Annotated in this window: 12 protein-coding genes; 11 read left to right on the top strand and 1 reads right to left on the bottom strand. The window is 71.8% G+C overall.

What is annotated here, in order from left to right:
* The first annotated feature begins 263 nt into the window (after window positions 1-263).
* Entirely contained in the window at window positions 264-878 is a 615-nt protein-coding gene (gene rpsD, locus OG392_RS07085; RefSeq protein ID WP_024758279.1) for a 30S ribosomal protein S4, read from the top strand.
* A 49-nt stretch (window positions 879-927) separates the two neighbouring features.
* On the opposite strand, the gene OG392_RS07080 is transcribed toward rpsD, so the two are convergent.
* Window positions 928-3,237, bottom strand: a complete 2,310-nt coding sequence (locus OG392_RS07080; RefSeq protein ID WP_329276736.1) for an ATP-binding protein — start codon at window positions 3,235-3,237, stop codon at window positions 928-930.
* A gap of 158 nt (window positions 3,238-3,395) precedes the next feature.
* Between OG392_RS07080 and OG392_RS07075 the strand changes: the two genes are divergently transcribed.
* From OG392_RS07075 to aroQ, 10 genes are all read left to right on the top strand, one after another.
* On the top strand, window positions 3,396-3,833 hold the full coding sequence (locus OG392_RS07075; protein ID WP_329276734.1) for a DUF948 domain-containing protein: 438 nt from the start codon (window positions 3,396-3,398) through the stop codon (window positions 3,831-3,833).
* 6 nt (window positions 3,834-3,839) lie between these two features.
* Window positions 3,840-4,196 carry a DUF6167 family protein gene (locus OG392_RS07070; protein WP_329276732.1) on the top strand — a complete coding sequence of 119 codons (357 nt, stop codon included), beginning with the start codon at window positions 3,840-3,842 and terminating at the stop codon, window positions 4,194-4,196.
* Entirely contained in the window at window positions 4,196-6,865 is a 2,670-nt protein-coding gene (gene alaS / locus OG392_RS07065) for an alanine--tRNA ligase (protein ID WP_329276730.1), read from the top strand. The genes OG392_RS07070 and alaS overlap by 1 nt, the downstream gene beginning before the upstream one ends.
* Before the next feature lie 2 nt (window positions 6,866-6,867).
* Window positions 6,868-7,332 (top strand): Holliday junction resolvase RuvX, encoded by a 465-nt coding sequence (ruvX, locus tag OG392_RS07060; protein WP_030316278.1) that lies wholly within the window; start codon window positions 6,868-6,870, stop codon window positions 7,330-7,332.
* A gap of 102 nt (window positions 7,333-7,434) precedes the next feature.
* Complete coding sequence (gene mltG / locus OG392_RS07055) at window positions 7,435-9,297, top strand: endolytic transglycosylase MltG (protein WP_329276728.1); 1,863 nt, start codon at window positions 7,435-7,437, stop codon at window positions 9,295-9,297.
* A gap of 2 nt (window positions 9,298-9,299) precedes the next feature.
* On the top strand, window positions 9,300-10,130 hold the full coding sequence (locus OG392_RS07050) for a shikimate dehydrogenase (RefSeq protein ID WP_329276726.1): 831 nt from the start codon (window positions 9,300-9,302) through the stop codon (window positions 10,128-10,130).
* 255 nt (window positions 10,131-10,385) lie between these two features.
* Window positions 10,386-11,570 (top strand): chorismate synthase, encoded by a 1,185-nt coding sequence (gene aroC, locus OG392_RS07045; protein ID WP_329276724.1) that lies wholly within the window; start codon window positions 10,386-10,388, stop codon window positions 11,568-11,570.
* Window positions 11,567-12,088 (top strand): shikimate kinase, encoded by a 522-nt coding sequence (locus tag OG392_RS07040; protein ID WP_329276722.1) that lies wholly within the window; start codon window positions 11,567-11,569, stop codon window positions 12,086-12,088. The genes aroC and OG392_RS07040 overlap by 4 nt, the downstream gene beginning before the upstream one ends.
* Entirely contained in the window at window positions 12,085-13,182 is a 1,098-nt protein-coding gene (aroB, locus tag OG392_RS07035; protein ID WP_329276720.1) for a 3-dehydroquinate synthase, read from the top strand. Before OG392_RS07040 ends, aroB begins: the two co-directional genes overlap by 4 nt.
* Window positions 13,179-13,625, top strand: coding sequence for a type II 3-dehydroquinate dehydratase (gene aroQ, locus OG392_RS07030; protein WP_329276718.1), 447 nt, complete (start codon window positions 13,179-13,181; stop codon window positions 13,623-13,625). The genes aroB and aroQ overlap by 4 nt, the downstream gene beginning before the upstream one ends.
* The last annotated feature ends 43 nt before the right edge of the window (window positions 13,626-13,668 follow it).

The following is a 13,668-nucleotide window of genomic DNA, read 5'->3' as shown; positions in this document are numbered from 1 at the left end:
CGGGACAGTCAGCCGGAGACCCGGCCCTCGGGCGGGGTTTCCAGGAGCGTCGCGCACCTTCGAGGGTGTCGCGTGCCACCCACCACCACCCGGGTTCCCGGGAGCGGCGGTGGGTCGTTCGCGTGCTGCACGTATGTGCCCAGACCTGGGAGCGGCTGCCCGGCACGGTCCGTCTCGTACGGACCCGGCGGGTTTCCCGGGCTGCGGATGCGACCTCCCCTAACCCTGGTGAAGCCGTTTCGTACCAGTAGAGAGGTTGGTTCATGCCGAACCAGTCCCGTCCCAAGGTCAAGAAGTCGCGTGCCCTCGGCATCGCGCTGACCCCGAAGGCTGTCAAGTACTTCGAGGCCCGCCCCTACCCGCCGGGCGAGCACGGCCGTGGCCGCAAGCAGAACTCGGACTACAAGGTCCGTCTGCTCGAGAAGCAGCGTCTGCGCGCCCAGTACGACATCAGCGAGCGCCAGATGGCGCGCGCCTACGACCGCGCCAAGAAGGCCGAAGGCAAGACGGGCGAGGCGCTGGTCGTCGAGCTCGAGCGTCGCCTCGACGCCCTGGTCCTGCGTTCGGGCATCGCCCGCACCATCTACCAGGCCCGCCAGATGGTCGTCCACGGCCACATCCAGGTCAACGGTGGCAAGGTCGACAAGCCGTCGTTCCGCGTCCGTCCCGACGACGTCGTGATGGTCCGCGAGCGCAGCCGCACCAAGCCGCTGTTCGAGGTCGCCCGTGAGGGTGGCTTCGCCGCCGACGGTGAGACCCCGCGCTACCTGCAGGTCAACCTGAAGGCCCTGGCCTTCCGCCTCGACCGCGACCCGAACCGCAAGGAGATCCCGGTCATCTGCGACGAGCAGCTGGTCGTCGAGTACTACGCCCGCTGATCCGGGCCCCCGGCGGAAGCCGGGGGACGTAGTGCCACCCCCGCGGTGTTCAGCCCGCCGCTTCCCCGCCCTTGCCGGTGGGGGAGCCGGCGGGCTTCCGCGTTCCCGGGACCGCCGCCGCTCCGCCCGTACGGAACGGACGCGGGGCGGACGCATCCGCCGGGGCGCCGAGGCCCGGACTCCGGCCGGCCACGAGCGCGCGCTCGACCGTCTCCGCCGCCGAGAGCCCCTGGCCCACCCGGAACGCGGCGCCGTACGCCTCCGCGCCGAGCGCCTCCTCCGCCTGCCGCCGGCACCGCGCCCTCGGCACGCCGAACGCCTCCGAGCCGAAGAGCCGGACACCCACGGTGTCCCACACCGGCACCGCCGCCCCCTGCAGGACCGCGGCCTCCGCGGGATCGCCCTCGCTCACCGTCACCAGGGCCAGCAGCTCGATCGCCAGCACGAGGCCGACCAGGTCGCGGAAGCTGTCGTTGATCGACACGCACTCGGTCAGCAGCTCCCGCGCCTCCCCGTACGCACCCCGGGTCCATGCCAGATACCCCAGGACATAGAGGGCGTACGCCCGGGCCCACAGCTCGCCCCGCTCCTCGCAGACCTCCCTGACCTCCCGGGAGAGCGCGCCCGCCCCCTCCTCGTCGCCCCGGAACGCCCGCGCCATCGCCAGCTCGATCTGCGCCATCAGCACATTGCTGTTCAGCTCGCCGAGCTCCCGGTACGCGTCGAGCGCCCGCCCGATCAGTTCCTCGGCCCGCGGCATGTCGTCCGTGAGCAGCGCGAGACAGCCCATCCGGTGCGTCGCGTACGCCTCCGCCAGCGCGTTCCGCGAGGACCTGGCCCGCTCCCCGCACTCGTGGAGCGCCGCCACCGCCGCTGTGCCGTCCCCCTGCAGCACCGCCACGTACCCGAGCACCCACAGCGCCTTGAGCCGCGCCTCCTCATGGCCCGATTCCAGCGCCAGCGCCCGGTCCAGCCAGTGCCGGCCCTCCGAGAGGCGCCCGCAGCCCACCCACGCGAACCAGAGCGTGCCCGCCAGGTGCTGGGCGAGATGCGCGTCCTCCGGCAGCTCCAGACAGAGTTCGAGGGCCGCCCGCAGATGGGGCAGCGCCGCCTCCGTCAGGGCCGCCACCTCGGGCTGGCGCGGGCTGAACCACTCCAGTTCGCACCAGGTGGCCAGCCCCATGTACCAGTCGCGGTGCCGCCGCCGCATCCGCTCGGTGTCGTCGAGCGCCGTGAGCCACTCCGCCCCGTACGCCGAGACCGTGTCGAGCATCCGGTACGCGGGACCGGCCGGGGTGTCCTCCCGGGTGAGCAGCGACTGCGCGAGCAGCCCGCCGAGCAGGTCCAGGATCCGCTCCGGCGGAAGCTCGGGGCCCCCGCACACGTACTCCACCGCCTCCAGGTCGAACGGGCCGGGGAAGACCGAGAGCCGCGCCCAGAGGAGCCGCTCCTCCGGAGTGCACAGCTCATGGCTCCAGCCGATGGCGGTGCGCAGCGTCTGATGGCGGGGGAGCGCCCCCCGCGCACCGTCCGTGAGAAGCCGGAAGCGGTCGTCGAGGCGGTACAGCATCTGCTCGACGGAGAGCAGCGGCAGCCGCCCGGCCGCCAGTTCGAGGGCGAGCGGAATCCCGTCGAGGCGCCGGCACAGCTCCCGTACGGCGTCCCGGCCGCCGGACCGGGCCGGGCCCGGGGACCGGGCTCCCCGGGCCCCGGGCAGACCCTCCGGGGCCGCGGGCCGGGCCGCGGCCGCGCCCGGGCGGGCCGGCGCGCCCGTCGGCGTCGGCACGCCGACGAGGGCCCCCGCCCCGGCGCCCGCCCCCGGCAGGACCGGTGCGCCCGCCTCCGCCGCCCGCTCCGCGAGGAGTGTCATCGCGTCCTCCTCGCCCAGCGGCGCCAGCGGGAACACGGCCTCGCCCGCCACCCGGAGGGGCCGTCGGCCGACCGCGAGGACCGCGAGTCCCGGAGCGTGCTCCAGGAGTTCGCGCAGCAGCGGCGCGCAGTCCTCGACCACGTGCTCGAAACCGTCCACGACCAGCAGCGTCCGCCGCTCGGCGAGATGCTCGACGAGCGCCTCGCGCGGGGGCCGGGGGGTGTGGTCGGTCAGGTCGAACGCCTCCACCAGGGCGTACTCGATCAGCTCGGGGTCGCGCAGCGGTGCGAGCTCGGCGAGCCGCACCCCGTCGCTGTAGCGTTTCTGCGCCGCCGAGGCGGCTCTCAGGGCGAGCCGGGTCTTCCCGACCCCGCCCATGCCCACGACCGTGACCAGGCGGGACGCGTCGAGGAGCGCCGTCAGTGCGGCCTGCTCGGTGGTCCGTCCGACGAACCGGTTGAGCTCCGCCGGGAGATTGCTCCGTCGCATGGGACACGGAGCGTACTCACCCCCGCGCGCTCCGTACAATCGGTTCCCGTAACTCCCGTCGCACAGGCGGTAATGCGGTACGGGGCGACAGCCCGGGCGCGATAGGGTCGGGGGACGACTTTTCGCAAGGGCCCAACGACAGCAGAGAGCGGTGCAGAGTGACCGGTGGAGAGGTTGCCGGGATTCTGGTGGCCGTCTTCTGGGCGATCCTGGTCTCCTTCCTCGCCGTGGTTCTGGTGAGGCTGGCGCAGACGCTCAGGGCGACCACCAAGATGGTGGCGGACGTGACCGAGCAGGCCGTTCCCCTGCTCGCCGACGCCTCCGCGACCGTCCGCTCGGCACAGACCCAGCTCGACCGGGTCGACGCCATCGCCTCGGACGTCCAGGAGGTCACCTCCAACGCCTCCGCGCTCTCCTCCACCGTCGCCTCCACCTTCGGCGGCCCGCTCGTCAAGGTCGCGGCCTTCGGCTACGGCGTGCGCAAGGCGCTGGGCCGCGGCGGGGACGGCGCCGACGCGCCGCGGACCTCCTCGCGACGTACTGTGATCGTCGGCCGTACCGTGCCGTCCTCGCGACGCCGGAAGCAGAAGGGCTGAGCCGCGATGTTCCGCCGCACGTTCTGGTTCACGGCCGGCGCAGCCGCCGGCGTGTGGGCCACCACCAAGGTCAACCGGAAGCTCAAGCAGCTGACCCCCGAGAGCCTCGCGGCCCAGGCGGCGAACAAGGCGATCGAGACCGGCCACCGCCTCAAGGACTTCGCCCTCGACGTGAGGGACGGCATGGTCCAGCGGGAGGCCGAACTGGAGGAGGCGCTCGGCCTCGACGCACCCGTCGAGCCGGGCCCGGCCCAGGCCCGGGAGCTTCCGGAGCCGCGCCGCAGGGGCGCGCTCGGCCCCGCCCCGTACCCGACCACGCATTCACTTCCCACGATCTCGTACAACCGGAATGAGGACCACTGATGGAGTCGGCTGAAATCCGCCGCCGCTGGCTGAGCTTCTTCGAGGAGCGCGGGCACACCGTCGTCCCTTCGGCGTCGCTCATCGCGGACGACCCGACTCTGCTGCTCGTCCCCGCCGGCATGGTGCCCTTCAAGCCCTACTTCCTGGGTGAGGTCAAGCCGCCCTTCACGCGCGCGTCCAGCGTGCAGAAGTGCGTGCGTACGCCGGACATCGAAGAGGTCGGCAAGACGACCCGCCACGGCACGTTCTTCCAGATGTGCGGCAACTTCTCCTTCGGCGACTACTTCAAGGAAGGCGCCATCAAGCTCGCCTGGGAGCTGCTGACCACCCCGGTGGAGCACGGCGGCTACGGGCTGGAGCCGGAGAAGCTCTGGATCACCGTCTACCAGGAGGACGACGAGGCGGAGCAGATCTGGCGCGACGTCGTCGGCGTCCCCGCCGAGCGCATCCAGCGCCTCGGCAAGAAGGACAACTACTGGTCGATGGGCGTCCCCGGACCCTGCGGCCCGTGCTCCGAGATCAACTACGACCGCGGTCCCGAGTTCGGCGTCGAGGGCGGCCCGGCCGTCAACGACGAGCGGTACGTGGAGATCTGGAACCTGGTCTTCATGCAGTACGAGCGCGGAGAGGGAACCGGGAAGGACGACTTCCCGATCCTCGGCGAGCTGCCGTCGAAGAACATCGACACGGGCCTCGGCCTGGAGCGCCTGGCGATGATCCTCCAGGGCGTCCAGAACATGTACGAGACGGACACCCTCCAGGTCGTCATCGACAAGGCCACCGAACTCACCGGCGTCGCCTACGGCAAGGCCCACGAGAGCGACGTCTCGCTGCGCGTGGTCGCCGACCACATGCGCACGTCCGTCATGCTCATCGGCGACGGCGTCACCCCGGGCAACGAGGGCCGCGGCTACGTGCTGCGCCGCATCATGCGCCGCGCCGTCCGCAACATGCGCCTGCTCGGCGCCACCGGTCCGGTCGTCCAGGACCTCGTCGACACCGTGATCGACACCATGGGTGAGCAGTACCCGGAGCTGGTCACCGACCGCAAGCGGATCGAGACCGTCGCCCTCGCCGAAGAGGCCGCCTTCCTCAAGGCCCTCAAGGGCGGCACCAACATCCTCGACACCGCCGTCACCGAGACGAAGGCCGCCGGCGGCACGATCCTCTCCGGCGACAAGGCGTTCCTGCTCCACGACACCTGGGGCTTCCCGATCGACCTCACCCTGGAGATGGCCTCCGAGCAGGGCCTCTCCGTGGACGAGGACGGCTTCCGCCGCCTGATGAAGGAACAGCGGGACCGGGCCAAGGCCGACGCCAAGGCGAAGAAGACCGGCCACGCCGACATGACCTCGTACCGGGAGATCGCCGACAGCAACGGCGCCACCGAGTTCACCGGCTACACCAACACCGAGGGCGAGAGCACCGTCGTCGGTCTCCTCGTGAACGGCGTCTCCTCGCCGGCCGCCTCCGAGGGCGACGAGGTCGAGGTCGTCCTCGACCGCACCCCGTTCTACGCCGAGGGCGGCGGCCAGATCGCCGACCAGGGCCGGATCAGGCTGCACAGCGGCGCGGTCATCGAGATCCGTGACGTCCAGCAGCCCGTTCCCGGTGTCTCCGTGCACAAGGGCTCCGTGCAGGTCGGCGAGGTGACCGTGGGCGCCACCGCCTACGCCAGCATCGACGTGCGCCGCCGCCGGGCCATCGCCCGCGCCCACTCGGCCACCCACCTGACCCACCAGGCGCTGCGCGACGCCCTCGGCCCGACGGCCGCCCAGGCCGGTTCCGAGAACCAGCCCGGCCGCTTCCGCTTCGACTTCGGTTCGCCCAACGCCGTCCCCGGCGCGGTGCTCACCGATGTCGAGCAGAAGATCAACGAGGTCCTCTCGCGCGAGCTGGAGGTCCACGCCGAGGTCATGCCGATCAACGAGGCCAAGCGCCAGGGTGCCATCGCCGAGTTCGGCGAGAAGTACGGCGAGCAGGTACGCGTCGTCACCATCGGCGACTTCTCCAAGGAGCTGTGCGGCGGCACGCACGTCGGCAACACCGCCCAGCTGGGCCTGGTGAAGCTGCTCGGCGAATCCTCCATCGGCTCCGGCGTGCGCCGTATCGAGGCCCTCGTGGGTGTCGACGCGTACAACTTCCTCGCCCGTGAGCACACGGTCGTCGCCCAGCTCCAGGAGCTGGTCAAGGGCCGTCCCGAGGAGCTGCCGGAGAAGATCTCCGCGATGCTCGGCAAGCTGAAGGACGCCGAGAAGGAGATCGAGAAGTTCCGCGCGGAGAAGGTCCTCCAGGCCGCCGCCGGTCTCGTCGACTCCGCCCAGGACATCCGCGGCCTCGCCCTCGTCACCGGCCAGGTCCAGGACGGCACCGGCGCCGACGACCTGCGCAAGCTGGTCCTCGACGTCCGCGGCCGCTTCCCGTCCGACCGTCCGGCCGTCGTCGCCCTGTTCACCACGGCCAACGGCAAGCCGCTCACGGTCATCGCCACCAACGAGGCCGCCCGTGAGCGCGGTCTCAAGGCCGGCGAGCTGGTCCGTACGGCCGCCAAGACCCTCGGTGGCGGTGGCGGCGGCAAGCCGGACGTCGCCCAGGGCGGCGGTACGAACCCGCAGGCCGTCGGCGAGGCCATCGCCGCCGTCGAGCGTCTCGTGGTGGAGACGGCGTGACGATGCGTCGCGGCCGCCGTATCGCGGTCGATGTCGGGGACGCCCGGATCGGGGTCGCCTCGTGCGACCCCGACGGGGTCCTCGCCACGCCGGTGGAGACCGTGCCGGGACGCGACGTCCCGGCCGCCCACCGGCGGCTCCGCCAGATCGTCGAGGAGTACGAGCCGATCGAGGTCGTCGTGGGCCTGCCCCGCTCGCTCAGCGGGCGGGAGGGTCCGGCCGCTACCAAGGTCCGTGCTTTCGCGGGGGAGATGGCGAAGGGCATCGCTCCGGTACCGGTCCGGCTGGTCGACGAGCGGATGACCACGGTCACCGCGACCCAGGGGCTGCGGGCCTCCGGCGTGAAGGCCAAGAAGGGGCGGTCCGTCATCGATCAGGCCGCCGCTGTGATCATCCTGCAGAACGCTCTTGAGTCCGAACGGGTATCAGGTAATCCGCCCGGTGAGGGCGTCGAAGTGGTCATCTGATCGCGATACGGTAACGTTCCGCGCGATGCGGCGGTGTTCGAACAGCTGCCGCACTACGTAGAGGCGGATCGTCCGGAAGCCTCGCGGCTGTTTTGGGGATCGATGACTGAGTATGGCCGGAGCCCCGGCTCCGAACCGTGGCACCCCGGGGACCCGCTTTTCGGGGACCAGGGGTGGGAGGGCCAGCAGCCGCACTACCCGCACCCGCAGCAGGCGAACCAGTACGGCCAGGGCGCTCAGGGCTACCAGGACCCGTACGGGCAGGGCGGCCAGACCGGTCAGGTCCCGCAGGCGTACGAGGGCGACCCGTACCACCCGTACCAGCAGAACCAGCACCAGCAGCAGCAGTATCAGCAGCAGGCGCAGGGGTACGTCGATCCGCAGGCGCAGCAGCAGTACCAGCAGCAGGCGCAGCAGCACGCGGCGCAGCAGCAGTACCAGCAGGCGTACGAACAGCAGCAGCACCAGCAGTACCAGCAGCAGCAACATCAGCAGCAGTACGGGACGGGGTACCAGGACCAGGGCGGGTACGACACGCCCGGGCACCTCGGACAGCAGTACGACGGCCACTGGGAGACGGGCCAGGCGGCGATGCCGTACGGCGGCCCTCCGGCCGCTCCGTACGGCGGCCAGAACCCCGACCTGTACGGCACGCCCGAGGCGTACCCCCCGCCCCAGCCTCCCGGCCGCCGGCAGAATCCGCCGGAGCCGGTGATCGACTGGGCGCCGGAGGAAGAGGCCCGGCCGGAGCCCGAGCCGGAGCCGGAGGAGGAGAAGCACCCCTTCTTCACCGGCGAGGACGATCCGGACGACGACGAGTACGACGAGGAGCCGGGCCGGGGCCGGGGCTCCCGCGGCGGCGACCGCGAAAGCCGGAGCAAGGCGAACAAGCGCAAGGGCAAGAACGGTGTGGCGTGCCTGGTCGTCGCGCTGGTCCTCGCGGGCGGCGTCGGCGGCGTCGGCTACTTCGGCTATCAGTTCTGGCAGGGCCAGTTCGGCGCGGCCGAGGACTACGCGGGCACGGGCTCGGGTGAGGTCCAGGTCGAGATCCCGAAGGGCGCGCTGGGCAACGAGATCGGCAACGCCCTGAAGAAGGCGGGCGTCGTCAAGAGCGTCGACGCCTTCGTCTCGGCGCAGGGACGCAATCCCAAGGGCCTCTCCATCCAGGCCGGCGTGTACACGCTGAAGAAGGAGATGTCGGCGGAGAGCGCCGTGACGCTGATGCTGAATCCGGCCAGCCAGGCCAACCTGATCATCCCCGAGGGCAGGCGCAACGCCTGGGTCTACGAGAAGCTCGATGAGCGTCTGGACCTCAAGCCGGGTACGACCAAGGAGGTCGCGCTCGCGAAGGCGAGCAGCCTGGGCCTGCCTGCCTGGGCCGGACAACACCCCGACATCAAGGATCCGCTGGAAGGATTCCTCTTCCCGGCGAGCTACCCGGTCGCGAAGGGCGGGAAGCCGGAGGACGCGCTCCGCAAGATGGTCACGCGTGCCAACCAGGAGTACACGAAGCTCGACCTCGAAGGAAAGGCGAAGGGGCTCGGACTCAAGGGGCCGTGGGAACTTCTGACGGTGGCCAGCCTCGTCCAGGCCGAGGGCAAGACGCACGACGACTTCCGGAAGATGGCCGAGGTCATCTACAACCGCCTGGCGCCGGACAACCGTGAGACGTTCCAGCTGCTGCAGTTCGACTCGACCCTCAACTATCTGAAGGGTCAATCGGAGATCAAGATCTCCGAGAAGGAGGCGAACAGCAACACCGACCCGTACAACACGTACAAGCACAAGGGACTGCCGCCCGGTCCGATCAGCAACCCGGGCAACGACGCCCTCGCCGCCATGCTCGACCCGACGAAGGACGGCTGGATCTACTTCGTCGCCACCGACGGCATGAGCAAGACCGAATTCGCCAAGACGCTCGCCGAGCACCAGAAGCTCGTCGACAAGTTCAACGCGGGGAACTGACGATGACCCTGTCCCGCCGGCGCGCGGCCGTCCTCGGATCGCCCATCGCGCACTCGCTCTCCCCGGTCCTGCACCGGGCCGCGTACGCCGCGCTCGGGCTCGACGACTGGTCGTACGAGCGCTTCGAGGTCGACGAGGCCGGGCTGCCCGGCTTCGTCGGGGAGCTGGACGACAGCTGGGCCGGGCTCTCGCTGACCATGCCGCTCAAGCGGGCGATCATCCCGCTGCTCGACGGGATCAGCGACACGGCCGCCTCGGTCGAGGCCGTCAACACGGTCGTGTTCCACGAAGACGGCCGACGCGTCGGTGACAACACCGACATCCCCGGCATGCTCTCCGCCCTGCGGGAGCGGGGTGTCGAGAAGGTGGAGTCGGCTGCGGTCCTCGGGGCCGGTGCCACCGCCTCCTCCGCGCTCGCCGCGCTCGCCAGGATCTGCGCCGGACCCGTCACCGCGTACGTACGGAGCGAGGCGCGGGCCGAGGAGATGCGCGGCTGGGGCGAGCGGCTCGGCGTGGACGTCCGTACCGCCGCCTGGGACGACGCGGCGGAGGCCTTCGCGTCGCCGCTGGTCGTCGCGACCACCCCCGCCGGCACGACGAACGCCCTCGCGGCGGCCGTCCCCGACGCCGTCGGCACCCTCTTCGACGTCCTGTACGACCCGTGGCCGACCGCGCTCGCCGCGGCCTGGTCCGAACGGGGCGGCAAGGTGGTCGGCGGCCTCGACCTCCTCGTCCACCAGGCCGTCCTGCAGGTCGAGCAGATGACCGGCGTCCCCAGGGCGCCGCTCGCGGCGATGCGGGCGGCCGGGGAGCAGGCCCTGGCGGCCCGTTAGGGCCACCGCGGGTCCGGGGTCGGGCGGGGAAGCACCCGGGAGGGTGACCGTCGCGGCCCCCGGGCGCCCGGTCGGGCCGGCGCCCGGTCGGCGCTCGTCCCGGCCGAGAACGTCCAGAACGGCGCGATCCGCGTCCGACAGCTGGACCGGAGGACGGGTTCGTCCCGCGGACGTGGGAGGATCAGGGATGGCGGGCCAGGGCCGCGCACCCGGTCGCGCCGTCGCAGTACCCAGGCGCGAGCATGAGGAGCATCGTTGAGCAGGTTGCGTTGGCTGACCGCTGGGGAATCCCACGGACCCGCGCTGGTCGCGACACTGGAGGGTCTTCCCGCCGGCGTCCCGGTCACCACTGAGCTGGTGGCGGACCACCTCGCGCGGCGACGCCTCGGCTATGGGCGTGGCGCCCGGATGAAGTTCGAGCAGGACGAGATCACCTTCCTGGGCGGAGTCCGGCACGGGCTCTCCCTCGGTTCCCCGATCGCCGTCATGGTCGGCAACACCGAGTGGCCCAAGTGGGAGAAGGTCATGGCGGCCGACCCCGTCGACCCCTCCGAACTCAAGGAGACGGGCCGCAACGCCCCCCTGACCCGGCCGCGTCCCGGCCACGCCGACCTCGCCGGCATGCAGAAGTACGGCTTCGACGAGGCCCGGCCGATCCTGGAGCGCGCCAGCGCCCGCGAGACCGCCGCCCGCGTCGCCCTCGGCGCGATCGCCCGCTCCTTCATCAAGGAGACCGCGGGCATCGAGATCGTCTCGCACGTCGTCGAACTGGCCGCCGCCAAGGCGCCGTACGGCGTGTACCCGACCCCCGCCGACGTCGAGAAGCTCGACGCCGACCCGGTCCGCTGCCTCGACGCCGACGCGTCGAAGGCGATGGTCGCCGAGATCGACCAGGCCCACAAGGACGGCGACACCCTCGGCGGTGTCGTCGAGGTGCTGGCCTACGGCGTGCCCGTCGGCCTCGGCTCCCACGTCCACTGGGACCGGCGTCTCGACGCCCGGCTCGCCGCCGCCCTCATGGGCATCCAGGCCATCAAGGGCGTCGAGGTCGGCGACGGCTTCGAGCTGGCCCGCGTGCCCGGCTCCCAGGCCCACGACGAGATCGTGAAGACCGACGAGGGCATCAGGCGCACCTCCGGCCGCTCCGGCGGCACCGAGGGCGGCCTCACCACCGGCGAACTGCTGCGCGTCCGCGCCGCGATGAAGCCCATCGCGACCGTGCCGCGCGCCCTCGCCACCGTCGACGTCGTCACCGGCGAGGCCACCCAGGCCCACCACCAGCGCTCCGACGTGTGTGCCGTCCCCGCGGCCGGCATCGTCGCCGAGGCCATGGTCGCGCTCGTCCTCGCGGACGCCGTCGTCGAGAAGTTCGGCGGAGACAGCGTCCCCGAGACCCGCCGCAACGTCCGGTCGTACCTCGACAACCTGCGCATCCGGTGACCGGCGGTCCCCTGGTCGTCCTCGTCGGGCCCATGGGCTCCGGCAAGTCAACGGTGGGCGCGCTCCTGGCCGAACGGCTGGGCGCGCCCTACCGGGACACCGACGCCGACATCGTCGCCGCCGAGGGCCGAGAGATCTCCGACATCTTCGTCGAGGACGGCGAGGAGCACTTCCGTGCCCTGGAGCGGGACGCGGTCGCCGCGGCGCTCGCCGGGCACGAGGGCGTCCTCTCCCTCGGCGGTGGCGCGATCCTCGACGCCGGAACCCGGGCCCTGCTCGCCGGGCTGCCCGTCGCGTACCTCTCGATGGACGTCGACGAGGCGGTCCGGCGCGTCGGCCTCAACACCGCGCGCCCCCTGCTCGCCGTCAACCCGCGCCGTCAGTGGCGCGAGCTGATGGAGGCGCGCCGCCACCTGTACACCGAAGTCGCGCGGGCCGTCGTCGGCACCGACGACCGCACCCCCGAAGAGGTCGCCGACGCGGTCCTCGCGGCACTGGATCTGAAGAAGGACGCATGACGACGGACCAGGAAGTCACCCGTATCCACGTCGCGGGCAGCGCCGGCACGGATCCGTACGAGGTGCTGGTCGGCCGGCAGCTGCTGGGCGAGCTCCCGGCCCTCATCGGCAGCCAGGCCAAGCGGATCGCGGTCATCCACCCCGAGGCGCTCGCCGACACCGGTGAGGCGCTCCGCGCGGACCTCGCCGACCAGGGCTACGAGACGGTCGCCATCCAGGTGCCGAACGCCGAGGAGGCGAAGACCGCCGAGGTCGCCGCATACTGCTGGAAGGCGCTCGGCCAGACCGGCTTCACCCGCAGCGACGTCATCGTGGGCGTCGGCGGCGGCGCCACCACCGACCTGGCCGGCTTCGTCGCCGCGACCTGGCTGCGGGGCGTCCGCTGGATCGCCGTACCGACCACCGTCCTCGCGATGGTCGACGCGGCCGTCGGCGGCAAGACGGGCATCAACACCGCCGAGGGCAAGAACCTCGTCGGCGCCTTCCACCCGCCCGCCGGGGTCCTCTGCGACCTGGCCGCGCTCGACTCGCTGCCGGTCAACGACTACGTCAGCGGCCTCGCGGAGATCATCAAGGCCGGCTTCATCGTCGACCCGGTGATCCTCGACCTCATCGAGGAGGACCCGCAGGCGGCGCGTACCCCCGCCGGCCCCCACACCGCCGAGCTGCTCGTCCGCTCGATCCAGGTCAAGGCCGAGGTCGTCTCCGGCGACCTCAAGGAGTCCGGCCGCCGCGAGATCCTCAACTACGGCCACACCCTCGCCCACGCCATCGAGAAGAACGAGCGGTACAAGTGGCGCCACGGTGCCGCCGTCTCCGTCGGCATGGTCTTCGCCGCCGAGCTCGGCCGTCTGGCCGGGCGCCTCGACGACGCCACCGCCGACCGGCACCGGGCGATCCTGGAGTCCGTCGGGCTGCCGCTCACCTACCGCGGCGACCAGTGGCCCAAGCTGCTGGAGACCATGCGGGTGGACAAGAAGTCCCGCGGCGACCTGCTGCGCTTCATCGTGCTCGACGGGATCGGCAAGCCGACCGTCCTGGAGGGCCCCGACCCGGCCGTCCTGATCGCGGCCTACGGCGAGGTGTCCGCGTGAGCGAGCCCCGTCCCGTGCTGGTGCTCAACGGCCCCAACCTGGGCCGGCTCGGCTCGCGCGAGCCCGACATCTACGGCGCCACCTCCTACAAGGGGCTCGTGGAGTCCTGCAAGACCCTCGGCGCGGAGCTCGGCTTCGACGTGGAGGTGCGGGAGACGAACGACGAGGGCGAGATGATCCGCTGGCTGCACGAGGCGGCGGACCGCTCGACCCCGGTCGTCATCAACCCGGGTGCGTTCACGCACTACTCGTACGGGATGCGGGACGCGGCCGCCCAGCGGACCGCGCCGATGATCGAGGTCCACATCTCGAACCCGTACGCCCGGGAGGAGTTCCGGCACACCTCGGTCGTCGCGGCCGTGGCGACCGGGACGGTGGCCGGCTTCGGGATCGGTTCCTACCGGCTGGCGCTGCGGGCGCTCGCCGAGGAACTGACGGACTGACAGGGCACCGGGGGGACGCCCCGGCCGCTCCCCTCGTGGGGGC

This window comes from Streptomyces sp. NBC_00691, assembly GCF_036226665.1.
Classification (GTDB): domain Bacteria; phylum Actinomycetota; class Actinomycetes; order Streptomycetales; family Streptomycetaceae; genus Streptomyces.
This window is presented reverse-complemented; position numbering and strand designations above follow the sequence as displayed.